Raw genomic sequence first — 24,074 nt, 5'->3', positions numbered from 1 at the left:
GTGATCGGCATGATCTGGGCACAGACGCCCGCAGGCGTGATCGGCCAGGACAACACGATTCCTTGGCGCGTGCCCGAAGACACGGCGCACTTCAAAGCCGTGACGATGCGGCATCCGGTGGTGATGGGTCGCAAGACGTGGGACTCGCTGCCGGAGCGTTTTCGTCCGCTTCCTGGCCGACGCAACATCGTGGTGACGCGCCAACAGGATTGGAGCGCCGACGGTGCCGAACGCGCTGCGACACTCCAGGACGCACTCCAGCACACAGCGGACCTCTGGGTGATCGGCGGCAGCGAAATCTACCGTGCGGCAATGCCTTTTGCCGATCGGTTGATCGTGACCGAGGTGGACCTCGACGTCGGCGGCCAGAGCCTCGCACCCACCATCACCGACGACTGGACGCTGACCGACGACGGCGACTGGCAGGTGTCGACGCACCAATGCACCCGCTACCGGTTCCGCCGATACGACCGCGAAAATCGACAACGCTAGACCGCCGCACGGGGCATACTCGAAGCGTGGACAAGAAATCGTTGACCGCTGTCGCTCGTCAGCAACTCAAGCTTGCTTCCTCGGCCACGAGCGGCCGCAGCTCGCAGACAATCTATGGCGGCCACTCGCGCAGTCTTCGGCAGACCGTTGTCGGACTCAGCGCCGGTCAGAGCCTCTCCGAGCACGACAACTACGGCGAGTCGACGCTGCTGATTCTCAGCGGAAAGCTGCAGTTGGTCAGTGGTGAGAACAAATGGAAAGGCTCCACCGGCGACCTGCTGGTGGTACCGAATGCACGACACAGCGTCGAGGCCCTTGAAGACGTGGCGTTCCTGCTGACAGTCGCCACCAAGTAGTCAGTCGACCAATCCCCGCAGCTGCTCGATCAGCCGAACCCGCGCGCCCGCGTCGGCACCCATCGGCAACACGTTCAACACTGTGACTCCCGCTTCGGCGAACGCTGCGACTCGCTCCTTCACGAAGCCTGCGGGTCCGATCAGCGAAACGGCACGCGCCAGATCGTCCGGCACCACGGTCGCGGCCTCGTCCTTCTTGCCCGCGAGGTAGAGCTCCTGAATCCGATCCGCCTCTGCGCCATAGCCGTAACGCGTGGCTAGGGTGTGATAGAAGTTCTTGCCCCGTGCGCCCATGCCACCGATGTAGAGCGCGAGATGCGGCTTCACGAACTGCAGCAGCGGCTCGACATCGTCGCCGATAGCGAGGGCAGGCCCGGCGTACACGTCGAGTTCGCCCAGTGCGGGGTCCCGCTTCGACTTGCCCTCGGCCAGCGCATCGCCCCAGATGTCGGAGGCTTTCTCCGGGTAGAAGAAGATGGGCTGCCAACCCTGCGCAACCTCAGCCGCGAGTTCGACGTTCTTCGGCCCCAGTGCGGCAATGAGAATCGGGATGTTCTCGCGCACAGGATGATTGATCAGCTTCAACGGCTTGCCCAGGCCGGTGCCCTGCTCGGCAGGCAGCGGGATCTGGTAGTAGCGGCCCTGGTACTCGAGCTTCTCGCGACGCCACACCGTGCGACAGATCTCGACGATCTCCCGGGTCCGACCGATCGGGGCGTCGTACGGGACACCGTGAAATCCCTCGATCACATGCGGCCCGGACGCACCGAGCCCCAGCGTGAATCGACCGTCGGAGACGAAGTCCAGTCCGGCGGCTGTCATGGCCGTCAACGACGGCGTGCGGGTGTAGATCTGCAGAATGCCGGACGCCAGCCCGATGGTCGATGTCTTCGCGGCCAAGAAGCCGAGTGCGCTGACCGCGTCGTAGGAGTAGGCCTCGGGCACGAACACCACATCGAGGCCCGCCCGCTCGAGGTCGGCGACCTCCGCCGCCGCTTCGGCGAACCCACCCGCGTAATTGATTCCAAGTCCGATGCGCATTGGTCGTCCTTCCGTTTCTTCCCGATCCCTTTCAAACTAGCCGCACCGGCACCGGGCGACACCAACCGGGCGATAGGCTCGAGCAATGGGCGAACCGCAGCCGATTCTCACCCCGCTCACCCCAGCGGCGATCTTCTTGATCGTGACGATCGACGACGGCGGTGATGCGGTCGTACGAGACGTACTCGAAGACGTCTCCGGCCTCGTGCGCTCCATCGGATTCCGCGTTCCCGCATCCGGATTGGTGTGCGTGACCAGCATCGGTTCGGCGGCATGGGATCGACTGTTCTCCGGCCCACGACCGGCCGAACTCCACGAATTCCGCGCCCTCGACGGCGGTAGGCACCACGCCCCGGCCACTCCCGGCGACGTGCTGTTCCATATCCGTGCCAACGCACTCGACGTGTGCTTCGAGGTGGCGACGAAGATCACCGAACGACTCGCAGGTGCGGCAACGGTTGTCGACGACACCAACGGATTTCGCTACTTCGAGCAGCGCGATCTGCTGGGATTCGTCGACGGCACCGAGAACCCGGTCGGCTATGCGGCACCGCCAGCCACTCTGGTGGGCGAGGACGACGCCGCGTTCGCCGGTGGCAGTTACGTGATCGTGCAGAAGTACGTGCACACGATGGCCGATTGGAAGTCGCAATCGACCGAGCAGCAAGAGCGCGTGATCGGACGGACCAAGCTCGACGACATCGAGCTGAGCGACGAAACGAAACCTGTCGACTCACATGTAGCGCTGACCACGATCGTCGATCCGGATGGCACCGAACGGCAGATCACCAGGCAGAACATGCCGTTCGGCAACGTCAAGGACGGCGTGTTCGGCACCTACTTCATCGGCTACTCGTCGACGCCGACCGTCACCGAACGCATGCTGGAGCGGATGTTCCTCGGCGACGGGACCGCCCACCACGATCGCATCCTGGACTTCTCCGTCGCCCGGACCGGAACCCTGTTCTTCGCGCCGACGGTCGAGTTTCTCGACGACCTGCCACCACCACCCGGCGAAACATCGTCAGCGGCACCGCCACCGGAAACACCTCGCGCATCCGACGGATCACTCGGAATCGGCAGTCTGAAAAGGAGCACCAAGCAATGAGCAATCTGCACAGAGAACTCGCGCCGATCACCGATTCGGCGTGGGCAGCGATCGAGGAAGAGGCCTCTCGAACCTTCAAGCGGCACATCGCCGGTCGACGCGTCGTCGACGTATCCGGTCCGCACGGTTCGGATTTCGACGCGGTCGGCCTCGGCCACACCACCGAGGTGGTGCCACCGGCCGACGGCGTCCAGGCTCGACGCCGAGCGGTAGCGCCATTGGTGGAGTTGCGTGTTCCGTTCACGTTGTCCCGCAACGAACTCGACAACATCGAGCGGGGTGCTCAGGACGCCGATCTCGACCCCGTGAAGGACGCCGCCAAGCAGATGGCGTTCGCAGAGGACCGCGCGATCTTCGAAGGCTACAAGGCAGCCGACATCGACGGCATAAAGGCGGGCTCGTCGAATAAACCGGTACCGCTGCCGTCGGATCCCAAGCTGGTACCCGAGGCAATCACCCAGGCGCTCAGCGCACTTCGCCTCGCGGGCGTGGACGGACCGTACTCGGTGCTGCTCAGCGCCGAGGAATACACCGAGGTCAGCGAGACCTCCGATCACGGCTACCCTATCCGCGAACACATCAAGCGGCTGATCGAGGGCGACATCATCTGGGCACCCGCGATCACCGGTGCGTACGTGCTCACCACGCGCGGAGGTGACTTCGATCTGCAACTGGGCCAGGATCTTTCGATCGGTTACCTCTCGCACGACGCCGAGAACGTGCAACTTTACTTCCAGGAGTCGCTGACCTTCCTGGTCTATACCGCCGAGGCAGCGGTGGCCCTCGAGCTTTCGTGACGGTACGAGCGGGCGCGGTCACCATTCCCCGCGCAGCGCTGTACGTCCTCGGCGCCCTACTCGCGGGTGCAGTGGTGGGGACTGCCGTCGTGGTGGCGTTCGGCGGTGGGCGGTTCTTCACCGGGTTGCTGGTCGGCGCGATCGTCGGCGTCGGGGTCGGTGCGTGGCTCTTCGCGCGTGACGCCGTGCTGCTCGACGATTCCGGAATTGCGATCCGTAAACCGTGGAGCAGCAGGTCGATCGGCTGGGAGCGAGTTCGCGGAGCCCGCTTCACCGACTACCCGGAGGCAGGGCGCTGGTGCCTGACCCTCGCACTGAAGGGGGCCGCCGCCAGATCCGACGAAGTGATGCTGGTCGCGCTCCCACCGGTCGTCGGCGCCGTCACCAACCCGTACGACATGCGTAAACGCGAGCAGCTCAAGGAGCTCTACCTACTGCTGTCCGTCAAGGAGGTACCCGTGTCGGTGCCTGCCCCGATCACCGAGGCCCTGCGGACCCATTGGCAAGTGGAGCCGAAGATCTACTAGGACAACCGCTTCAGCAGCGCCAACGGCGACACCTGCATCAACAACGACATCGGCGTCCACGGCCACCACGGAACGCACGCGTTGTCCGGCTCGCCTTCGATGGCGTCCACCATGGCTCTGTGGCCTTGCGCCGCGTCGGTCAACATCGGCTGCTTGCCCTTGGCCTGTGCCGTCATCTCGGATTCGATGTAGCCGGGAAAGAGTGTGGTCACGGCAATCGGCTTGTCTGCCACCGACAGTCGAATACCTTCTGCGAGATGCGCCGCAGCGGCCTTGGATGCGGCGTACGTCGTGACGTTGCCCTTCATTCCACGCATCGCGCTCATCGAGGACACGACCACCAGATGGCCTGCGTTGCGGCGCAGAAAGATTCCCATCGCTGCCTCGCATTGCGCGAGCAGGCCGATGAAATTGGTCTCGGCCGTTTGCTTGTTGGCGTGGAAGTGTCCGGTACCGATGGGCTGTCCCTTGCCGAGGCCGGCGTTCGCGACGATGCGATCCAACCCGCCCAGCTCGGCGTCACATTCGTCGAAGACCCGGAAGACGGCGTCGTGATCGTTGACGTCCAATTGCCGCACCACGACGGTGATCTCGGGATACTCACTGCGCAGTTCGGCGGCGATCGATTCCAAGTTGTCGCCGCGCCGCGCGCACAGTGCGAGGTTGCGACCGTCGGCGGCGAACAGTCGGGCCATACCCTCACCGAGACCCGAACTGGCGCCGGTGATCAGAACGTTGCGCCGAACCGTCTTGCTCACCCGATACCTCCGCAGCCGTAAGGGCGCTGACACGCCCAGAACCGACAGGGTACGGAACCGCGATCAGGCGTCGGTGCTCGGCAGCGAAACGCCGTGGCGGATCAAGTAGATCGCCGGATCGGACTTCTGGCCGTTCGGCTGCCAGATCTCGAGATGCAGATGCGGACCGGTCGAATTGCCGCGGTTACCGACGGTTGCGATGACATCGCCTGCGTTGACGCGCTGCCCCGCACGGACCAGCATGTCGTTTACGTGGCCGTAGACCGCCGTTGTGCCGTCGTCCTGCTTGACGCGAACCCACAGCCCGAAACCGGATGCGGGGCCTGCCTCGATGACGGTGCCGTTGGAGACCGAGTGGATCGGTGCACCGATCGGGCCCGCGAAGTCCAGCCCGGCGTGCATGGCACCCCAGCGGGCGCCGAAGCCCGATGTGATGGGGCCGTTGACCGGCTTGACCGTCAGGGCGTGACCCGTGATCTGTGCCTGGATCTGCTCACCGAGCGTGTTCAGGTCGGGGACGGGCGGCAGCTCTGGCAGCTGAATCTGGCTCGCGAACTGCTGCACCTCGGCAGGTGCGCCGGGGATCTGCAGCGGAGCTGCGTCGGCGGTCGCAGGTGTGACGAGCTGCGTGCCACCCGCCAACAGTGCGCCTGCGGCAACGGCGGCACCGGCAATGCCTGCGCGCTTCGTCAGATCGGATTCGGCGCGATGGCGACCGTGGGCCGCGATCGATGCGCCGCGGGCGAGCTGTTTGGTCTTGTGCACAGTGTGTTCCTCGGTGTCAGCCGGGCATTTGGTAACAAATCGGTATACGTCGCAATGAAGACTACAACTTCGTGATCATTTCGCAACCTTTACCCGGTATTGCCTTGCCGATTTACCTTCGGGCTACAGCTGCCGGGGGTGTGGTTCCGCACACCCTTGGGTGCCTACCCGGCGGTTGCCACGTCCGACAGACTTGAAGAACAGTGAATTCAGCACGCAGGGACGCAACCATGACCGACCCGATCGAGCACCCCCGAGGGAGCCGACCCGGACGAGCATCGACACATGGAGTCACCAGGCCGGATGCCCGCGCGGTGATCGACGCACTTGCTGCGCTACCGGACCACCATCGTCGTACCTTGGTGCGGACCTTCTACGGTCCGAACAACCCGGAAACCGACGCCGCCGCGTTGCAGCGGTTGCACGTCGGAATGCGCAGCCTGCGAGCTCTGCTCGACAGTTAGAAATCGCGGTGAGCGGATCGATTGCTCGGTCCTTGGACGCTCATTACCGTCTGGCGAGACCGAACAGAGGTAATGACACATGCACCGAACATCTTGTAGCACCGGCGATTCGACACATCGCTGAGTAGCGCGCTCTCGCGCACCCATCTCCCGACAGCTTCGGGATCTTTCACACCTGACGAGGAATTCATGATCAACACCCGTGTTTCGCTGCGCCATGCCCTTACCCCCGCCCGCACCGTGGCCGTCGCAGGACTTGCCGTCCTCGCCGTCGCCGTCGGCTCCGGTACCGCCGAGGCAGGCACCATCACCATCGCCGACAGCGGTGCCCATCGCACCGCGGTAGGCGGCGCGGCTCTCGACATCACCCAGTCCGGCCAGTGGGTCAACGACGTGCCACCGCTCAATGGCACCCCGTTCGACCGGGACATCTTCTTCGGCGGCAAAACCACTGTGAAATCGGCAGGCGGCGCTCCTATCACCGCGGGCAGCGTGGATGTCGGCATCGAGATCGGTTACCAGGTGGACGTGAGCAACGGTGTCAGCCTCGGCGGTTCAGCAGGCATCACGCCGCAGCTCGGAATCCCGCTCGGACCGACACCGCCCACCGTCACCTTCAGCACCCCGCTGGCGGGCAACTTCTCGTTCCCGCTTCGGCCCGGGCAGATCACCAGCGTCTCGCTGAACAAGAAGGCGCTGACCGGGCCGTCGGGCACCATCTCACTCGACAACGTGCACTTCCAGATCAACGGCGCGCTCGGTGCGACGTCGATCAGGACGTACTCGCAGTGGACGGCGTCCACCAAGGACTCCGACGACGTGTTCGCCGCTTACAGTCCCGCGATCGTCCTGTAAGCGGATCAGCAGTTGTTGGGTGCGGGAACGCCTTTGAACCTGTCGTCGAGATATTGGTAGGCCGTCGGCGCACCCAACACTGCTGTCGTCAGGTGATCGGGACTCGGAAAGAGGTCCGATTGCACGGTGGCGCCCGCCGCGCAATAGCGACGAATGGTGTTGACGATGGAATCCACCGGAATCAACGCATCGGTGGGTGCGTGCCATTCGAAGATCGGCGCCTTGGGCACCCCGGGGTAGAGCTCCAGGCTGTTCTCGTTGCCGACGGCGATCACGGCCGGATCCTTGGTCATCTGCATCGACGTCGCCAGCTCCGGTGCACTGTGGCCCGCTCCGGCGGCGAGGATGTCGTTGGTGCAGCCGTTGGCCATCGCGTCACGGATCGCGAGGCCCCTCGCGTTGAGTTGTGTGCTCAAGGGAAGACGATCCGGGTACTCGCGTTCGAGCCCGATTGCCGCGGCCATGGCCAGACCGAACACCGGGTGCGGACGGTCGCCCAGCTGCTCACCCATCTTGGTGATGTTCATCGGAACACCGCCCTCGGCGACACCGACGATGTTCAACTCCGGTGCGTAGGTCGGCGCCAATGCGGCTGCCCAAGCAGTCGCCATGCCACCGCCTGAGTAGCCGGCCATCGCTACAGGACTCTTCTCCACGCCGAGGCCAGGTGTGTGCTGGACCGCGCGAATGCCGTCGAGGGTGATCTGGCCGCCGAGCTTCGCCGCCCCGTACGCACTGGTCGGACCGAGGTGATCCGGCAGCGCGACCGTCCAGCCGTGCTGTAGCGCGATGTTCATGATCGGCGCTTCGCGAATGACGATGTTCGGGTCGTTCGAGTACAGCGCCCGCGACGGCGCACATTTCGGACTGAGTCCATTGATGATGTGCTGGTAGGACAGCAGGGGACCGTTCGGTACCTGATTTGCCGGAATCATCACCAGCGTGGTGGCGGCAATCGGATGTCCCTCGGAATTCGTGGAACGAAACTTCACTTCTTGAATCGTCACGGCAGGAAACAGTGGCAGCGGCGGCATCGGCCGATACTCGAGCACCGTGCCGTTGGCCTTCGACGCGATATCCGGCGGCGCTGCATAGAACGGGTCCGGATCGGGAATGGGGTACAACGGCGTCGCGGAAGCAGGCGCACCTGTCAATGCAGTGGCCAGCGCAATTGCGGCGGCCCCGAACAACAGCGCTGCGGTACGCATCCGCCCCGTCTTGCCACGCTCAGCTCGCTTGCTGCCCATTACGAACCGTTCCAATGTCTTCCCACCCTCGTCCAGCCCGACCGCTGCACCGCCAAGCGGGGTGCAACCCGTCACAATACTGGCCAGTACACGCGAACACCACCAACGAGTTTGTTAACCACGCTAATTTCAGAATGGCTATCAGGACAATTTGGTACGAGATCGGACAATCACGGTCGGAAGTACGCTGATCACTGAGAAATATCGCCGATTCCTTCTTTGCGAACAAAACCTTCGAGGAGGGTGCATGCCTGGATCGACCGAGGGCGGTTCGAGCTGAGCACTGCAACAGCAGAATTCCTGTCGGTCGTGCTGTTGGTGGCCGTGCTCGCCTGTGCGGTGCTTCGTCCGCGCGGGATTCCAGAAATCGTGGTTGCCGGTCCGGCGGCAATCGTGCTGATCGTTACCGGAGCCATATCGCTGCGCCATGCGATCGACGAGACGACTCGCCTCGCCCCGGTCGTCGGCTTCCTGGCCGCGATCCTGGTACTTGCTCAACTGTGCAATGCCGAGGGCCTGTTCCACGCCGCAGGCACGTTGATGGCTCGGACCTGCGCGGGCAGCCCCCAGCGGCTGTTGGTACTGGTGTTCGGCACGGCCGCAGCGACGACGGCAGTCCTCAGTCTCGATGCGACGGTGGTCCTGTTGACGCCGGTCGTGTTCGCCACGGCGGCACGATTGGGCGCGCGGGCGAAGCCGCACGTCTACGCCAGTACCCACCTCGCCAACTCGGCGTCCCTGCTGTTCCCGGTGTCCAACCTGACGAACCTGCTCGCGTTCACCACGGCCGGGATCACGTTCGTCCATTTCACCGCCCTGATGGCCCTGCCCTGGTTCGTGGCGATCGGGGTCGAATACCTGGTCTTCCGATACTTCTTCGCAGCCGATCTGGCTGCCGGCGCGGACAAGACGCCCGTCGTCACGCAACGCGAAGTGCCGGTCTTCACGCTCACCGTGCTCGGTCTGACACTCGTCGGTTTCGTCCTCACGTCGTTCGTCGGCATCGAGCCGGTGTGGACGGCATCGGTCGGGGCAGCGGTGCTCGCGTGCCGAGCGCTGGCGCAACGACGGATCACTCCGGCGGGCATCGTGCGCTCAGCGGGGATTCCGTTCCTGCTCTTCGTGCTCGCCCTCGGCATCGTGGTGCGGGCCGTCGTCGACAACGGGTTGGCCGACGCGGTCGGCCACCTGCTGCCCGACGGGTCCAGCCTGTCGGCATTGCTGGCGCTCGCCGCCGTCGCAGCGGTGCTCGCCAACCTCATCAACAACCTGCCTGCTGTTCTGGTCCTGCTGCCGCTTGTCGCGGGCGGTGGTGTCGGTCAGGTACTTGCGGTGCTGATCGGCGTCAACATCGGGCCCAACCTCACGTACGCGGGCTCACTGGCAACACTGCTGTGGCGACGCGTATTACGTGATCACGATGCCGAACCACGAATCGGCGAATTCACGAAGCTCGGCCTGCTGACAGTCCCCGCATGCTTGGTGCTCGCCGTGGTCGGACTCTGGTTGTCATTGCAGGTGTTCGGAGCATGACCACGATCGAATGGACCGAAGACGATGTCGAGCGCACCGCGCTGTGGCGGTCCGAGAGCGCGACGCCGCCACCACGCAAGGTGGTCGTGGCAGACGATCGAACACGAGCAGACGACGCCTACCGGCTGGCGTGCGAGGGTACGGCTCTGCTGTGGCGCGGTGACTTCCACAATGCCCGCCAGCTCTTGGCGGCGATGGCTCGGCGGATCGATCGTCGACCCGCCAAGGCCGTATCGGACGACCCGGCACAAACCTTCCACCGCCACCGCGCAGCACAGAATCACCGCGCGCGAATCCTGGGAATGCTGCTTGTCCCACTCGCCCCCGACGGCACGGTTCCTCTATCGCGAGCTCCGGATGTTCGCGAAGTCATCGGACAGTCGTACGGCGACACGACCACCGAATCCGTTGTGGCCCTTCGCGAATTGCTCGGTCTGATCGGTGCGTACGAGTGGCGGAAGAAGGGTGTCGCCATCCCCGCACTGGACGGCGATCGGATCTTTCCGAGCTACGGGGTCTTCTCCCCCGCCCGTGGCGAGTACATCGATCTGGTTGGGCAGGAGGACCTGCCGTCGACGGACCTGGCTTTCGACATCGGTACCGGCACAGGAGTTCTCGCGGCTGTTCTCGTCAAGCGGGGAATCCCGCGCGTCATCGCAACGGATCAGGACGTTCGCGCCCTCGACTGTGCGCGAGAGAACCTGGCACGCTTGGGTTTCGCCGATCGTGTCGACGTGATCGAAGCCGATCTGTTCCCGCCCGGGCGGTCAGGCCTTGTCGTGTGCAATCCGCCGTGGCTGCCCGCGAAGCCCACATCTCCTGTCGAGTTCGCGGTTTACGACCCTGGCAGTCGGATGCTGCTCGGATTCCTCGATGGGCTGTCCGAACATCTGACCGAGGGCGGCGAGGGTTGGTTGATTCTGTCCGATCTTGCCGAGCATCTCGGCTTGCGCACCCGCGACCAACTGCTCGCGATGTTCGCGGCGGCGGGCCTGTCGGTGCTCGGCAGGTCCGATATCGCACCGAGGCATCGCAAGTCACGCGACACCTCGGATCCGCTTCATGCCGCCCGCGCCGCAGAGATCACGTCACTTTGGCGGCTGGGAGTCTGACCGTTCAGACCTTCAGCGTTCAGACTTTCAGCGGGCTCCGGTCGAGCGCTTGCGTCGCACGCTCGGCCTCTGCGGCGAGTCGGTCGGCCTCGGCGTTCAGGTGGGCAGACTTTCGGTCCGGCGCCAGCATGACCGCGGCGATCGGACCGGCGAGCGCAAGCAAGCCGATGACGAAGACGGGAAACAGGAAGTCGAACACCTCGGAACCAGCGGGCACGGCACGGCTCGAATCGAGAGTGACGTCGACTGCCGCCATTCCGGTGAAGTGCATGCCGACCACCGCGACGCCCATCACGAGGCCTGCGACGAAACGCATGATGGCGGACTGCAGGACGAGAGTGAACAGGAGTGCGGCTGTCGCCGCGACAACCGCGATGGCGATGGAGGCGATGACAAGGATCGTCGAATAGTGGATGTCGCCCTGAATCCGAACGGCGCGCATCCCGGTGTAGTGCATCAGGTTCACTGCAAGACCCATCACGACGCCACCGGCCAGCAGTCGGAGCCAGTTCAGCGTCCTACCCGCGATGATCAGTCCGATGAACACAGCAACGATCGACAGGATTGCCGACGCGATGGTCCACCCGATGTCGTAGCGAACGGCACTGCCCGGGACGGTGAAACCGAGCATCGCGATGAAGTGCATCAACCAGATCGCGACGCCACCGATGGAGAGTGCGGCGGTGGCGAGCCAGGCAAGGCGCTCACCGTCGGTGACCGCGACGGCCGATCGTCGAGTACACGCGAGACCGACGATCGATCCCACCACCGAGACCACGAAAGACAAACCGAGCAGCCAGATGCCCATGTCGAAGTGATGCATGGATGCGTGGTCCATCGGTGCGGCCAGTACCGAAACTGTCTGCGCGTTCATCTTCAGGTCCTTCGTGTCTGTGAGGCTCGAGAAAGCTGTCGGTTAGATGGAGCGCAGGCCGGCGAGCACCCGCTCGATCAGTTCGCGTCGTTCGGACACCGTCGAGGTGTCGGCCAATGTTGCGTGGACGCGCAGGTAGCCATCGGTCACCAGATCGCTGACCAGCACTCGCGTGACGCCGATCGGCAATGCCAGATGAGCGGACACTTCGGCGACCGACGGCAGCGTGGCGCAGATTGCGACGATCTCGGTACGACGATCACCCTGCGGCCAGTCGACGTGCTCCGCGTGTGGAAGCGCCTCGATGGCCGCTTCCATCGGAAGATCGACAGACGGCTTGGTCCGACCCGCCGTCAGCGAGTAGGGCCTGACGAGTCCAGCTGATTTCGACTTGACGAACTTCTTTTCAGCGGCCATCTGTCATCACGAGTTCTCCCCCGTGCGGGCCGAAGCCTGCACGGATCGACCGACCCTGTCCACGAGCACGGCCATCTCGTAGCCGATCTGACGGATGTCACAGCCGCGGGTCGCCAGCGCGGCGAGGCAGGAGCCGTCACCCACCGACATCAGCAGCAGATAGCCGTTGAACATGTGGATGACCGACTGGCGCACGGTGTCGCCCTCGCAGAGCAGGTCCGCGGCGCCGGTGGCCAGGCTCGCCAGCCCGGCCGTCACCGCTGCCAACTGATGCGCGCGCTCGGGCGGAAGATGCGCGCTCGAGGCCATCAGGAGTCCGTCGTTGGACACCAGTACCGAATGCGATACGCCCGCAACGTCGTCGGCAAAGTTCGAGACAAGCCAGTCGAGCCCCTGGTCGGATGCAGAATCTGCCGTAACGGTATTCATCACCGAGCTCCTTCGTTGCGGTCGCGTTTTTCGCCGACGCGGGTGCGTCCGTCACGAACTCCACTGACGTGATCGTTGAGAGCCGCACGAATCGCCTCCGCATTCCGGATCGGGGAGGCGGACTGCTTACCAGCTCCCGGATTCGACTGCGGCTTCGGCGAAGTGCCGGGTGCAGAGGCAGCACCACCCGGGACGAGGCGAGCGCCCGGCCTACGTTGCGGGAGCCCCGACGCCGTGCGTGGACCCGTCCCGGCGGCAGACGCCGACCGTGCCGCGTTCCAACCTGCGTCCGCGGCACTGGCCCAGCGCTGATTGTTCGCAGCTCCGGTCTTGGGGGCGTTCGGATCGAGCAGCCACTCAGACGCCATGCGCTGGAAGATCGGCGTGGTCTCCGAGGTCTTGGGTTCACCTACGGGCTGGTCGTCCTGCGGCTGCGGCGCGGAACGCACTGGGCTGGAACCGTTTCGGGTCGCCGCGCGCCGTGTTCCGATGGATGCGGGTCGAGCTGCCGATGGCTGCGCGTCTGTCGCTTCCGAACCGTTCGTCGAGGAGCTGTTCACCGACGAGCCGTTGACCGCTGCGCCTGCACCGGTCGGGCGAGCAAGCTTGGACTTCACCGGAACGATAGACGTCGCCGGGATGTGCACGCTGGCGGTCACACCGGGACGCGGGGCCCCGATGTTGGTGGGACGCAAGCGAACCGTGATGCCGTGCCGGGTGGCCAGCCGACCGACCACGAACAGTCCCATTCTCCGGGCGGTGTCGGGGGTGACCTCGCCACCGGATGCGAGACGGCCGTTGGCAGCCTGCAGATCCTCGTCGTGCATGCCGATGCCGCTGTCTGCGATGTCGATCAGGTACCCGCCGTCGACGGCGCGTGCCGCCGTGACAGAGACCGGCGATTCCGGCGGGGAGTAACGCAGGGCGTTGTCGATCAGCTCGGCAGCGAGGTGGACGACGTCGGCGGCATCGTTCCCGGACAGCGCACCGTCCGGCGCGCCGCCGATCTCGACCCGCTGGTAGTCCTCGACCTCGGAGAGTGCACCACGCAGTACGTCCGCCAACGGGATGGGCTCGAAGGAGTCCTTCGGCGGTGCCGTGCCCGAGAGCACCAGCAGGTTGTCGCCGTTGCGGCGCATGCGCGTCGCCAGGTGGTCGAGCTGGAAGAGGCTTTCCAATCGCTGCGGATCGTCCTCGTCGAGTTCCAGCTTCTCGATCAGCGCGAGCTGCTTCTCGACGAGGGTGCGGCTGCGCCGGGACAACGTCTCGAACATGTCGCCGATCTGCACACGCAGCGAGGCCTGTTCACCGGCAAGGCGAACGGCCTGACCGTGAATGTCGTCGACGGCGCGCGCGAGCTGGCCCATCTCGTCGTGGGAATGCACGCCGATCGGGGTGATCGGCGACAGCGGCTTGCCGTCGCGGATGCGCTCGATCTCCTGCGGCAGCCCGCGGCGGGCAACCTGAAGGGCACCGAGGCGCAGCTTGCGGATCGGATCGATCAGCGACGCCGCGACCAACAGCGCGAGCACGAACGCCGCGAGCACGGCACCGAGCACGATTGCCGTATCGCGCAGCGCCGACGAGCGGAGACTCGTTGCGCCCGCATGGACGGAATCGTCGAGCTGGGTGACGAAATCGTTGGTCATGCGCTGGTAACGATCGGCGCTGGCTTTGCCGGAGGCGTTCGCTCCCTGCGACTTCTGCGCGTCCGCTGCCGGATCGAGGTTCGCGACCGGATCTGGGTTGACCGCATCCGTGAATGCCGCGCGTCGAGTGCTTGCCTCGTTACGCAATGCCTTGATGTCGTCAGGACTCGTGCCGTCCATGGCGGCGAGCTGATCGAGGACCGCGACCTCACTACCCGTCGCGGCGACCACACCGGCACGAGCGACCGGATCGGTCTGCGCATCCGGCGCGGCAATGAGGATGCGCTGCATCTCCAGGGCCCGGCGGGCGTCCAACGTGGCACGCAGACGGTCGAGTTGGGTGTCGACCGATCGGTCGTCGATGCCCGACATGGCCGACGAGATGGCCGCGGCAATGTTCTGGGAAACCGAGTTCACCCGTTCGGTGACCTTGGCGGCAGGAACCGGGACGGTACCGACGTCGTTGCGCAGCGAGGCAGCCATCCCGACAGCGGATGCGAGATCAGCGGCTGCCGATGGATCGAGTCGCTTCGACGGCGCGTTCAGCGCGGCCGTCGCGGCATCGAACGCAGCAACAGCAGGACCGGAGTTGGTACCGGACACCGCGGCGAGAGCCAGGCCCTCGGTGGCGTCGCTGACGGCTACCGCCGGAGCAACGATCGCGACGTGGTCGGCGGCTGCAGACAGCTGCGCGGCCTGGGAGAGCTGCGACTGAACCCGCAGGCCACCGAACGTGCCCGCAAGAATCAGCGGCACCGTCAAGACTGCGGCTACCTTCCAGCGAAGGGGCCATTCGGCCACCTTCCACAGTGGACGGCGGTCGTTGTTTCGGTCGTCGAGACCGGGCTCGCTAGCGACGATCATGTGCATCAACCCCATATCGCAAGACATGACCAGGCCTAATCAGACCACGCTGTCGGTTTGGCGCAACTCTTCAGAAAACAGGAACAGGTAGTGATAGTAACCGGCAATAAACATACTTCAAACTTGTTTTTGACGGCATTAACAGACTGTAGAGGTGATGAGGGCAACATGCCAGCGGTCTTCAACTATTTTTACATCGACTTCATTTCGCTTCCCGCGCGCCGGACGTTACGCCGATCGAGAAATGCGTATTACCACGTCAGACCACCAGCATGCCGTGCCGAACCGTGAGGAAGGTTGCCGTTACCTGAACCCGAGGTGACAGGGCAAGAGGTTGCCCACCCCCGGGTCGAAACAAGGTACTTGTCCGAACTTCCTGTTAATTCCCCGAGCGCTTCCTGGGGTTTCAGTGCACTGATATTAACCAAACAGTTGCTGAACAGTGCGAAGCCGAACTAGCCGCGAGCCTGCCAATCGGCCCAGGACATCGCCCAGTCGCCGTTGTTTCCCACGTCCTGCGGAGGTCCGCCGGTGTTGATCACCTGGACCACGTCACCGATTCGCGAGAAGTTGTAGAACCACTGCGCGTTGTCCTCGTTCAGATTGAGGCAGCCGTGCGAGGTGTCGGTGTTGCCCTGCGCCCAAACCGTCGAGTCCAGCTGGTGCAGATAGATGCCGTCACCGCTGATCCGCGTCGCCCAGTTGATGCTCTCCTTGTACCCCAGCCGGGAATTGATCGGCAGTCCGTACGTGGAGGAATCCATGATCACCGGGTTTTCCTTGCCCATCACCGTGTAGGTGCCGGACGGCGTCCAGAACGAGATCGTCTGCCCGTTGACGGTTTCGGTGCCGCCTTGGCCCATCGATGTGGGCATCGTCCGCTCCACCGCGCCGTTGTTGGTGACGGTCACCTGCTTGGTGTTGTCGTCGGCCGTGGAGATGTGCGAGTCACCGATGTCGAACGACGTATCGACGTCGGATTGGCCGAACAGGCCGCCACCCAGATCCACGCCGTACAACTTGGCCGATATCGACACCTTGGTACCCGGCGCGTAATAGTTCTCGGGGCGCCAGTGCGCACTGTTGTCGGAGAACCAATGCCACGCACCCTGCACCGGCGGATCGGTGGTGATGGTGATCGCCTTCTCCGCCTTGGCCCTGTCGGTGATCGGCTCGTCGAAATGAGCAACGGGAATGACTCCGACGCCGTAGGTGGCACCGTCCTGCAGGGAGTTGCCGCTGGCGTCCTCCATGTAGAGCTGCGTCTGGTTGCTCGGCGCCACGGTCGTCACGTCGGCGTCCTTGGATGTTGCTATGCCCTTCGCGTCGACGGCTTCCGCATGCAGCTTGTAGGTCTTGTCGTATCCCAGCGGCTCGGTGATCTTCCACGACAGGTCGTCCGGGGTGGTGACGCTCTTGACCTCGACGCCCTCCGGATTGGTCAAGGTGACCTTGGTGAACGTTCCGCTGGTGACGCTCGCCGAGACCGGATCGGTGACGTTGATGGGCTTGTCCGAGCCGGGAGTCAGCGTGATCTCCGCGGTGCTCTTCGGCGGCGCGCTGCTCGTCGGCGATGCCTTCGCGCCACTGCTCGCGTCTTTTCCGGTTCCGACTGTGCAGCCGCCGATCGAGAGCATCAACACCAAGCAGGCAAATGCCACGAATCCGCGTGGATGGACACGACGCACCATCTGCACCCTTCTGTTCACCCGCACGAACGAGCTGCGCCGACGTGGTCGACGACGCTTTCGAACATACCCGTGCCGACCCGCCGACAACGTCGAGAGCCGACGGATCTAGACCTATTCGTTGCCCAGCCGTCCGATCGCCGCTTCGACGCCGTCGAGGATCGTGTTCAAGCCGAACACGAAGTCGTGGCCGGCGATCGGATCGTTGCGCGTCGGATCGCCGGAGGCGTCGAAAGTGTTGGACGCGAACAGCTCTGATGTCTCCGGAAACGTCGATGCCGAAACGAGGGCGGCCAAGCTCCTTCCGTAGCGCTGCTCGGCCTCGGATTGATTCAGCCCGGTGCCCGCACGACCCTGCGCCAGATCGTCGAACAGCACTGCCATCTGGCGGACGTAGCCGGATGTCAGCGTCATCACACCCACCTTCTCGTGCCAGCCGAGGCCGGTCGGCCGAAGGATCGCCAGCCCGATCTCCATCCATGCGATCAGGTTGGGACCGGACGGCGGCCCGCTCACCGGCAGTCGAGGCAGCCATGGTCGACGGTGATAGACAAGCCGCTCCGCCGTCGCCCACTGCGTCAGCCCGCGACGCCACGACAACCTGTCCGACGGGGACACGTCGATGGTCGGAGCGGGCCCCATCGCGTACTCGCGCATGAGTGACAGAAGCTCGTCCTTGGATCCCACATGCCGATAGAGCGACATCGCCGTGAAGCCGAGTTCCTTCGCCACCTTCGGCAGCGTGACGCCCGCCAGCCCGTCCCGATCGGCCAAGTCGACCGCCGCGGTCACCACTCGAGTCACATCCAGTTCGGCAGGCCGTCCCAGACGCGAGTCGGCACCGATCCCCCACAGCCTGCGCAGCTCGGGCGGGATCGCGTCGTCGGTCATGCCTCGATGTTAATGTCTGCTATATAGTTTTATACATATACTAATCCGACGCATCAGGAGATGCCGTGACGACCGCATCCGATTCACACCACCTCCGCGCACGTCGCGGTCCGGTTCGGCGCACCGAGCGAGCACTGGCACCCGACCTCACGCGCGGATTCATGCTGCTGTTCATCGCACTGGCCAACTGCGCCGGTGTCGTGTTCGCGAGTCAGCCGGGCGTCGAACCACACCCGACCGGCGTCGAGCGCTGGATCCAACCGGCGATGTTCGTTTTCGTGAACAGCCACGCGTATCCGGTGTTCGCGATCATGTTCGGCTACGGCCTCGTTCAGATGGCACGTCGACAGTCCGAAGCGGGAGCCTCTCCTGCACAGGTCCGTTCGATTGTTGTGCGGCGCAACGCCTGGCTGATCGTGTTCGGTGCGGTGCACGGCGCACTGCTCTACTACGGCGACTTCCTCGGCGCATACGGAGTGGTGGGGGTGGTGGCGACGATCGTGCTGCTGCAGCGCAGTGAGCGCGTGCACCGAATCGTCCTGTGGCTGTGGGTGATATCGACCGTTTACGTTGTGGTTCTCGCCGTGCCCGCCCTGACCGGCCGTTCCGGATCGGCCGGAGTGCCGGCCGAGCAGGTGAATTCGCTTTCCGCACAGTCGTATCGGGCGTCGTTCGGCGATCGCATCGCCGAATGGCCACCGCACACGGTGACCGTGTTCGGCTTCGTGATCATCGTCTGGCTCGGCATGTGGGGTGCCCGCCGCCGTCTGCTCGAAGACCCCGCAGCCAACAAGCGACTTCTTGCGTGGATCGCGGCCGTGGGACTCGGTATCGGTTTTGCCGGCGCCGTTCCCCTTGCGCTGCTCAGTGCCGGCGCGCTGCACGTGGACCAGTCGACTGCAGACGCGATGCTGCGTCTGCACGGCGCAAGCGGCATGTTCGCCGGTCCGGGCTATGCAGCGCTGTTCGGCCTCATCACGATCGCGATCAGCCGCCGCCCAGTCGGCAGACTCACGCGAACCTTCGCGTCGCTCGGGCGAAGATCGTTGTCCGGGTATCTCTTTCAATCGATCGCGTGGCTTGTCCTACTCGCGCCGTACACCCTCGACCTCGGCAACCGCTGGGGCAGTCGCACCGTGAACGCCCTCGTCATCGGACTGGCGATCTGGCTGGTGTCGGTCGGCGCGGCCGCCTGGATGGATCGTCGCTCGATCCGCGGCCCCGCCGAATCGGTGCTGCGACGACTGACCTACGGCCGCGTCACTTGACGAGGGTGAACTGCATGACATCGATGTGGCCGCTGCGGAATCGATCGGCACAGCCGGTCAGATACTTCATGTAGCGCTCGTAGTTCTCCTCCGACGTGATCTCGACAGCTTCCACCTTGTGCTGTTCCAGTGCCGCAGCCCAACAGTCGAGCGTGCGTGCGTAATGCGGTTGCAACGCTTGAATCTTCTCGACCTGAAAGCCTGCAGCGACGGCATGCTCCGGGACCACCGAGGGCAGCGGAAGATGCCCGCCCGGGAAGATTTCGGTCAGTATGAAGCGAGCGAATCGGATGTCTTCCAACCCGACCGGGATACCCATCTGACGTAGCAGCCGACCGTAACCGATGATGGTGTGCAACAGCATTCGGCCGTCGGCCGGCAGAATCTTCTGACATTTCTCGAAGAACGCAACGTAGCGCTCCCTACGGAAATGCTCGAAAGCACCGATGCTGACGATCCGATCGACCGGCTCGTCGAATTGTTCCCAGCCTGCCAGCCGTACTTCTGCAGTGCGCTTGCCCGGCAACGTGTTCAACATGTTCTGGGCGTACTCCTGCTGATGTTCGCTCAACGTCAGACCGATGACGTTGACGTCGTACTTCTCCACCGCACGTCGCATGGTCGCACCCCAGCCGCAGCCGACATCCAGGAGCGTCATCCCTGGTTCCAGCTGGCACTTGCCGAGCGAGAGATCGATCTTGGCGAGCTGAGCCTCCTCCAACGACATGTCCTCACGCTCGAAATACGCGCAGCTGTATGTGCGCGACGGGTCGAGGAACAGCGCGAAGAACTCGTCGGACAGGTCGTAGTGCGATTGCACATTCTTGAAGAATGGCTTCAGATCCGGCATGTTCGATCCTCTCGAAGAAACTTTCACCGCAACTCCTGCGGCGAAACGAGCGTGCTGTTCAGGTGGTTGCCATTTCGACGATGTTCCGTTGCGCCACCTCGACGATGTTCACAACGCGCAGGCCGACAGCATTCGCGAGATCCACAGCCGCGCTTGCACTTACGCGCGCCCATGGAAACCAATCGCCGACAGCCTGAGCGGTTTCGCACCGCACGATTTCATGACGCACCCCGAACCCTGGTGCGTCCATCTCTGCGACGACCACGCCATGGGGAGCGAGAAGCTCACGTGCCCGGCGCAACACCCGGACCGGATCACCACCGATGCCGATATTGCCGTCCGCCAAGAGAACCTGCTGCCACCGACCGCTGTGCGGTAGTGGCATGAATATGTCTTCCTGGATCGCGACGCCGCCACGTCGCAGGGTCATCTCGACCGCCATCGCGGACATGTCGACGCCGAGCGCGGGCGTGTCACGACTGGCCAGTTCGGCGGTGAACCGACCTGGACCGCAACCGAGATCGATCGTCGGCCCTGGGCAGGCCAGCAAGATCTGCTCGTCCGCGCGACGATCCTGCTTCGACGATGCGGTGCCACCGATCCAACGATTCAGCGGCATCTCCCAGAGCGAGCCTGCACGATCGCGAATCCAGCACGGCAGACCTTCGGCGGCGCGACGGTAGAGCGCGTCCATCGAGATAGTCGCGCCACCGCGCCGAGCAGGCACGACGAACGGGGCTTTCCGACCCGCACTGAGGTCATACACGCGACCGCCGCCGTTCTGTTCTCGCCCCGATAAGTGATTCGAAGTCGATGCACGTGCGGATGGCCACAGATCGGTAATATTTCTGGACTTGACAGTCCATTTCATGCAGCGCACCGTTGTAACGAACCGAAACCGACGACTGGATGACGCAAAGCGAGGAGGACACGATGGTCGATCGCAAGACCACCGAGCCCGATCCCGAGGACGTCACCGAGTTTCGCGACCAACCCGCCTACGGCTTTCCGGCAACACTGTGGCGTGCACTGGAAAATCGGCCGCCGCCCGGTGTGGCCAACGGCGCCAAGGCCTGGCGCAGCCCGCTGCGCGGACCGTGGCTCACCTCGGTCTTCGGTGCGATTCTGCTGATCAGCCTGCCGGTGGTGATCCTGACCGGATTACTGGACTACATCGCATACGGACCCGAGCTGAACCAGTCGATCCCCGCCGATGTCGGCTGGCTTCATCTTCCCGTATTCGATTGGCCCACAAAGCCTTCCTGGCTGTTTCGCTTGACCGAGGGCCTACACGTCGGCGTGGGGCTCGTGATCGTTCCCGTCGTCCTCGCCAAACTCTGGTCGGTAGTACCGCGCCTCTTCACGTGGCCACCCGCGCGCTCGCTTGCGCAGGTTCTCGAGCGACTGTCGTTGCTGATGCTGGTCGGCGGAATCCTCTTCGAGATGGTCACCGGCATCCTGAACATCCAGTACGACTACATCTTCGGCTTCAGCTTCTACACCGCACACTATTTCGGCGCCTGGGTGTTCATCGCGGGATTCTTGGTCCATGTCGCGATCAAGTTCCCTCGCATGTGGACCAGCCTGCGGTCGCGTTCGATGCGAACAGTCATGCGCACCTCACTCGCGGACACCGTGCCCGAGCCTCGCGACGCCGACGGACTGGTCGCTACCGACCCAGCACCACCCACTGTGAGTCGTCGTGGCGCCCTTGCGTTGGTCGGCGGCGGTTCGCTGCTGGTGGCAATACTCACGGCCGGTCAGACAGTCGGCGGCTTCACGCGTGACGCGGCATTGCTGATTCCGCGCGGCAGACGATACGGTCCCGGCCCCAACGACTTTCAGATCAACCGAACGGCCGTCGCCGCACAGATCAAGCCACAGGACACCGCCGAGAGTTGGCAGCTGACGGTGCGGGGCAACGGCGAACCTGTCATGCTCGATCGGGCGGCGCTGCTCGCGATGGAGCAACACACCGCCTACCTGCCGATCGCATGCGTCGAGGGCTGGTCCACCACCGAAACGTGGACTGGCGTTCGCTTGCGCGATCTCGCCACCCTGTCGGGTCGCGGCGAACCCGAGTCGGCACGCGTCACGTCGCTGGAGCGCAACGGCCCGTTCGGCGCGGCGTCACTGCAACGCAATCAGGTACTCAACCCGGATTCCTTACTGGCACTGAGGGTCAACGGCGCCGATCTGTCGCTCGACCACGGTTTTCCTGCCCGCATCATCGTTCCCGCGCTGCCCGGCGTGCACTGCACCAAGTGGGTCTCGTCCATCGAGTTCAAGGATCACTGAGATGCGACGAATCGTAGCCAAGGCCAGGTCGTTCTACGGCGAACACCCACTGCATCTGTTGGCGCTGATCGCGTGCTTCGCGTTGTTCGGCTACATCGTCGCCACGCTGGGTCTGAAGGAACTGTGGAACCCGGACAAGTGGTGGCAGTCGATCGGTGTCTGGTTTCTGGCAGCAGTGATCGGCCACGACCTGTTGCTGTTCCCGCTCTACGCCATCGCGGATAGGTCGCTCACCGTCGGCCTGCGGGCTGTGCGCGGCCGACTACCCCACCGCGCGCGGCTACCGGTGTCGCCGCTCAACTACATCCGGACACCGCTGCTCGGGTGTGCACTCACCGGTGTGATGTTCCTGCCGGGAATCATCGAGCAGGGCAAGGAAACCTACCTCGCCGCAACAGGTCTCACGCAGGAGCCCTATTTCGCGCGCTGGTTGCTCATCTGCGCAGCGTTGTTCGGCGTCAGTGCGGTGGCCTATGCGGTCCGCCTGGGCGTCAGTGGTCGCGCACCTCGTCGCCCAACAGTGTCGACGTGACGAAGTCGGTGGCCAGCTGCTCGTACACAGCGTGGTGACGCAGCATCGCGTGCTTGCCGCCGGGCACTGTCACATAGTCCACATCGGTCGTGCGTCGTAGCGACTCGGTCATCCGTGCCGATTTCGCGCCGCTCGCGACTCGATCGCGGTCACCGTGCACGATCAACACCCGACGCCCGGTCAGGTCGGCGGTATCGCTGCTGTAGACCCACGGATTGAGAGCGACGATGGTGCGGACGCCGGGTTCGGCTCCTGCCAGCAACGCGGTCCGTCCACCGAGGGAGTGCCCGACCAACCCGATCGGCAGCGGCCCAAACCGTTCGACGACCCGCCGCATCGCCCACTCGGTGTCCTGCAACGGCGTTCGCTCGAGGTCCCAACCGCGGATCGTATTGAGCACGCGAAACACTGCAAGGCGCTCGCCGCCCGCCCGAGCGATGCGTCGAGCGATCGGAATCATCCGCAGCACAGACAGTTGGGTCGGGCTGACCGGCGGTGCGTTGCGGCGGGATGCGCCGCCATGCAGCACCAGCACTGTGGCGGATGGATTCGCCGGTGTAAGGACGTCGATCAGTTGTGGTTCGGGCACAACACCAGTGTGCCTGGGCAAATTGTCGGCTCGGACTTGGCGACGTCGCGAATCAGAAGGGTGCGAGTTCGTCGAGGTCGATGACGGGCTCATCGGCAATTAGTTGTTTGTGTCGCCGTGGCGGTGTCGGTGTTGCGAATACTTCGTCGAGGAAGCGTTGTTGTTGCTCGGCCAACGTGAGGTCGAGTTGTCCGCTCCAGAATTTCTCGGCGAACTCCGGGTCGTCGCAGCAGATCAGACCGCCGGACACCTCGGGTGTCGGTACCGGAATCGGTGCATGCGGTTCGATGTCATCATCAGGATGCAGATACGCCGCACCGATCGGATGCGTGCACAGGATCTCCCCGGACGGTGAGGTCCATTCCAGGATGCGACCAGCTAGATACCGCACCCGCCACCCGGATTTCCCGTTGTCGGCCAACGTTTTCAACCGATGATGTTTCCGACACAGACACGCCAGATTCTCCCGCACGGACTTCCCGCCCGCGTCGGGGCATTCGTGGTCGAACGGTTCACCATGATCGATATCGGTCAACCCGGCCGGGACCGTGCACCCCGGGAAACGGCACGTCCCGTCCTGCGCACGCACCCACCGCTGCAAAGCGGCGGTGAGGCGGTAGATCAGCGGGTCTTGACCGAAATCGGGGACGGCGGACTCGGACTCGGCCGC

At 64.2% G+C, this 24,074-nt stretch carries 26 protein-coding genes; 12 read left to right on the top strand and 14 right to left on the bottom strand.

The genetic code is table 11. The annotated features are described in order from the left end of the window. Nucleotides 1-9 precede the first annotated feature (9 nt). Both FOY51_RS03805 and FOY51_RS03800 read left to right on the top strand, forming a co-directional pair. Entirely contained in the window at nucleotides 10-492 is a 483-nt protein-coding gene (locus tag FOY51_RS03805) for a dihydrofolate reductase (RefSeq protein WP_290367873.1), read from the top strand. Nucleotides 493-518: 26 nt separating this feature from the next. Next, nucleotides 519-848: a cupin domain-containing protein gene (locus FOY51_RS03800; protein ID WP_149428900.1), complete on the top strand. Its 330-nt coding sequence runs from the start codon at nucleotides 519-521 to the stop codon at nucleotides 846-848. On the opposite strand, the gene FOY51_RS03795 is transcribed toward FOY51_RS03800, so the two are convergent. Then, nucleotides 849-1,889 (bottom strand): LLM class F420-dependent oxidoreductase, encoded by a 1,041-nt coding sequence (locus tag FOY51_RS03795; RefSeq protein WP_149428899.1) that lies wholly within the window; start codon nucleotides 1,887-1,889, stop codon nucleotides 849-851. 85 nt (nucleotides 1,890-1,974) lie between these two features. On the opposite strand from FOY51_RS03795, the gene FOY51_RS03790 reads away from it, so the two are divergent. Genes FOY51_RS03790 through FOY51_RS03780 form a run of 3 tightly spaced genes read left to right on the top strand, consistent with a single transcriptional unit; the run spans nucleotide 1,975 to nucleotide 4,321 of the window. After that, nucleotides 1,975-2,997: a Dyp-type peroxidase gene (locus tag FOY51_RS03790; RefSeq protein ID WP_149428898.1), complete on the top strand. Its 1,023-nt coding sequence runs from the start codon at nucleotides 1,975-1,977 to the stop codon at nucleotides 2,995-2,997. Then, nucleotides 2,994-3,794 carry a family 1 encapsulin nanocompartment shell protein gene (locus tag FOY51_RS03785; protein WP_149428897.1) on the top strand — a complete coding sequence of 267 codons (801 nt, stop codon included), beginning with the start codon at nucleotides 2,994-2,996 and terminating at the stop codon, nucleotides 3,792-3,794. Before FOY51_RS03790 ends, FOY51_RS03785 begins: the two co-directional genes overlap by 4 nt. Further along, nucleotides 3,791-4,321 carry a PH domain-containing protein gene (locus FOY51_RS03780; RefSeq protein ID WP_149428896.1) on the top strand — a complete coding sequence of 177 codons (531 nt, stop codon included), beginning with the start codon at nucleotides 3,791-3,793 and terminating at the stop codon, nucleotides 4,319-4,321. Before FOY51_RS03785 ends, FOY51_RS03780 begins: the two co-directional genes overlap by 4 nt. Here the strand turns inward: FOY51_RS03780 and FOY51_RS03775 are convergent. Next, on the bottom strand, nucleotides 4,318-5,079 hold the full coding sequence (locus FOY51_RS03775; protein ID WP_149428895.1) for an SDR family oxidoreductase: 762 nt from the start codon (nucleotides 5,077-5,079) through the stop codon (nucleotides 4,318-4,320). The two genes, FOY51_RS03780 and FOY51_RS03775, sit on opposite strands and share 4 nt — an antisense overlap. Before the next feature lie 63 nt (nucleotides 5,080-5,142). Beyond that, nucleotides 5,143-5,844 carry a M23 family metallopeptidase gene (locus tag FOY51_RS27095; protein ID WP_235916103.1) on the bottom strand — a complete coding sequence of 234 codons (702 nt, stop codon included), beginning with the start codon at nucleotides 5,842-5,844 and terminating at the stop codon, nucleotides 5,143-5,145. A 230-nt stretch (nucleotides 5,845-6,074) separates the two neighbouring features. On the opposite strand from FOY51_RS27095, the gene FOY51_RS03765 reads away from it, so the two are divergent. Both FOY51_RS03765 and FOY51_RS03760 read left to right on the top strand, forming a co-directional pair. Next, on the top strand, nucleotides 6,075-6,308 hold the full coding sequence (locus tag FOY51_RS03765) for a hypothetical protein (protein ID WP_149428894.1): 234 nt from the start codon (nucleotides 6,075-6,077) through the stop codon (nucleotides 6,306-6,308). Between the two features lie 189 nt (nucleotides 6,309-6,497). Continuing rightward, nucleotides 6,498-7,163 (top strand): MspA family porin, encoded by a 666-nt coding sequence (locus FOY51_RS03760; RefSeq protein ID WP_149428893.1) that lies wholly within the window; start codon nucleotides 6,498-6,500, stop codon nucleotides 7,161-7,163. 5 nt (nucleotides 7,164-7,168) lie between these two features. Here FOY51_RS03760 and FOY51_RS03755 read toward each other — a convergent pair whose 3' ends face one another. Further along, nucleotides 7,169-8,371, bottom strand: a complete 1,203-nt coding sequence (locus FOY51_RS03755; protein ID WP_371830415.1) for a lipase family protein — start codon at nucleotides 8,369-8,371, stop codon at nucleotides 7,169-7,171. A 282-nt stretch (nucleotides 8,372-8,653) separates the two neighbouring features. On the opposite strand from FOY51_RS03755, the gene FOY51_RS03750 reads away from it, so the two are divergent. Both FOY51_RS03750 and FOY51_RS03745 read left to right on the top strand, forming a co-directional pair. Next, entirely contained in the window at nucleotides 8,654-9,943 is a 1,290-nt protein-coding gene (locus FOY51_RS03750; RefSeq protein WP_235916101.1) for an ArsB/NhaD family transporter, read from the top strand. After that, nucleotides 9,940-11,055 (top strand): methyltransferase, encoded by a 1,116-nt coding sequence (locus FOY51_RS03745; RefSeq protein WP_149428891.1) that lies wholly within the window; start codon nucleotides 9,940-9,942, stop codon nucleotides 11,053-11,055. The genes FOY51_RS03750 and FOY51_RS03745 overlap by 4 nt, the downstream gene beginning before the upstream one ends. A 19-nt stretch (nucleotides 11,056-11,074) precedes the next feature. Here the strand turns inward: FOY51_RS03745 and FOY51_RS03740 are convergent, their stop codons facing one another. From FOY51_RS03740 to FOY51_RS03715, 6 genes are all read right to left on the bottom strand, one after another. Continuing rightward, entirely contained in the window at nucleotides 11,075-11,893 is an 819-nt protein-coding gene (locus FOY51_RS03740) for an MHYT domain-containing protein (protein ID WP_149429465.1), read from the bottom strand. Between the two features lie 78 nt (nucleotides 11,894-11,971). Further along, nucleotides 11,972-12,346 carry a DUF742 domain-containing protein gene (locus tag FOY51_RS03735; RefSeq protein WP_149428890.1) on the bottom strand — a complete coding sequence of 125 codons (375 nt, stop codon included), beginning with the start codon at nucleotides 12,344-12,346 and terminating at the stop codon, nucleotides 11,972-11,974. 6 nt (nucleotides 12,347-12,352) lie between these two features. Continuing rightward, nucleotides 12,353-12,775, bottom strand: coding sequence for a roadblock/LC7 domain-containing protein (locus FOY51_RS03730; RefSeq protein WP_149428889.1), 423 nt, complete (start codon nucleotides 12,773-12,775; stop codon nucleotides 12,353-12,355). Then, a complete protein-coding gene (locus FOY51_RS03725; RefSeq protein WP_187776170.1) occupies nucleotides 12,775-15,288 on the bottom strand; it encodes a sensor histidine kinase in 2,514 nt (837 codons plus the stop codon). The genes FOY51_RS03730 and FOY51_RS03725 overlap by 1 nt, the downstream gene beginning before the upstream one ends. A gap of 455 nt (nucleotides 15,289-15,743) precedes the next feature. Then, entirely contained in the window at nucleotides 15,744-16,979 is a 1,236-nt protein-coding gene (locus tag FOY51_RS03720) for a L,D-transpeptidase (RefSeq protein WP_149428887.1), read from the bottom strand. A 111-nt stretch (nucleotides 16,980-17,090) separates the two neighbouring features. Continuing rightward, nucleotides 17,091-17,867 (bottom strand): TetR/AcrR family transcriptional regulator, encoded by a 777-nt coding sequence (locus FOY51_RS03715; RefSeq protein WP_149428886.1) that lies wholly within the window; start codon nucleotides 17,865-17,867, stop codon nucleotides 17,091-17,093. Between the two features lie 65 nt (nucleotides 17,868-17,932). Here FOY51_RS03715 and FOY51_RS03710 point away from each other — a divergent pair, with 65 nt between their 5' ends. After that, a complete protein-coding gene (locus FOY51_RS03710; RefSeq protein ID WP_214633058.1) occupies nucleotides 17,933-19,135 on the top strand; it encodes a DUF418 domain-containing protein in 1,203 nt (400 codons plus the stop codon). Here the strand turns inward: FOY51_RS03710 and FOY51_RS03705 are convergent. Then, nucleotides 19,128-19,985, bottom strand: coding sequence for a cyclopropane mycolic acid synthase family methyltransferase (locus FOY51_RS03705; RefSeq protein WP_149428885.1), 858 nt, complete (start codon nucleotides 19,983-19,985; stop codon nucleotides 19,128-19,130). The two genes, FOY51_RS03710 and FOY51_RS03705, sit on opposite strands and share 8 nt — an antisense overlap. Nucleotides 19,986-20,043: 58 nt before the next feature. Beyond that, the gene (locus FOY51_RS03700) at nucleotides 20,044-20,751 is read right to left on the bottom strand and encodes a methyltransferase domain-containing protein (protein ID WP_353961351.1); all 708 of its coding nucleotides are present in this window, start codon (nucleotides 20,749-20,751) and stop codon (nucleotides 20,044-20,046) included. A gap of 167 nt (nucleotides 20,752-20,918) precedes the next feature. Here FOY51_RS03700 and FOY51_RS03695 point away from each other — a divergent pair, with 167 nt between their 5' ends. Together FOY51_RS03695 and FOY51_RS03690 are read left to right on the top strand one after the other, a co-directional pair. After that, a complete protein-coding gene (locus FOY51_RS03695; RefSeq protein ID WP_149428884.1) occupies nucleotides 20,919-22,283 on the top strand; it encodes a molybdopterin-dependent oxidoreductase in 1,365 nt (454 codons plus the stop codon). Nucleotide 22,284: 1 nt separating this feature from the next. Beyond that, entirely contained in the window at nucleotides 22,285-22,815 is a 531-nt protein-coding gene (locus FOY51_RS03690; protein ID WP_149428883.1) for a hypothetical protein, read from the top strand. Here FOY51_RS03690 and FOY51_RS03685 read toward each other — a convergent pair. Next, nucleotides 22,775-23,404, bottom strand: a complete 630-nt coding sequence (locus tag FOY51_RS03685; RefSeq protein ID WP_149428882.1) for an alpha/beta hydrolase — start codon at nucleotides 23,402-23,404, stop codon at nucleotides 22,775-22,777. The genes FOY51_RS03690 and FOY51_RS03685 overlap by 41 nt on opposite strands. A 52-nt stretch (nucleotides 23,405-23,456) precedes the next feature. Continuing rightward, a partial coding sequence (locus tag FOY51_RS27090) for an HNH endonuclease signature motif containing protein (protein ID WP_187776169.1) occupies nucleotides 23,457-24,074 on the bottom strand: 618 nt, incomplete at its 5' end.

The sequence above is a fragment of the Antrihabitans cavernicola genome (genome assembly GCF_008297975.1).
GTDB lineage: Bacteria > Actinomycetota > Actinomycetes > Mycobacteriales > Mycobacteriaceae > Antrihabitans > Antrihabitans cavernicola.
This window is presented reverse-complemented; position numbering and strand designations above follow the sequence as displayed.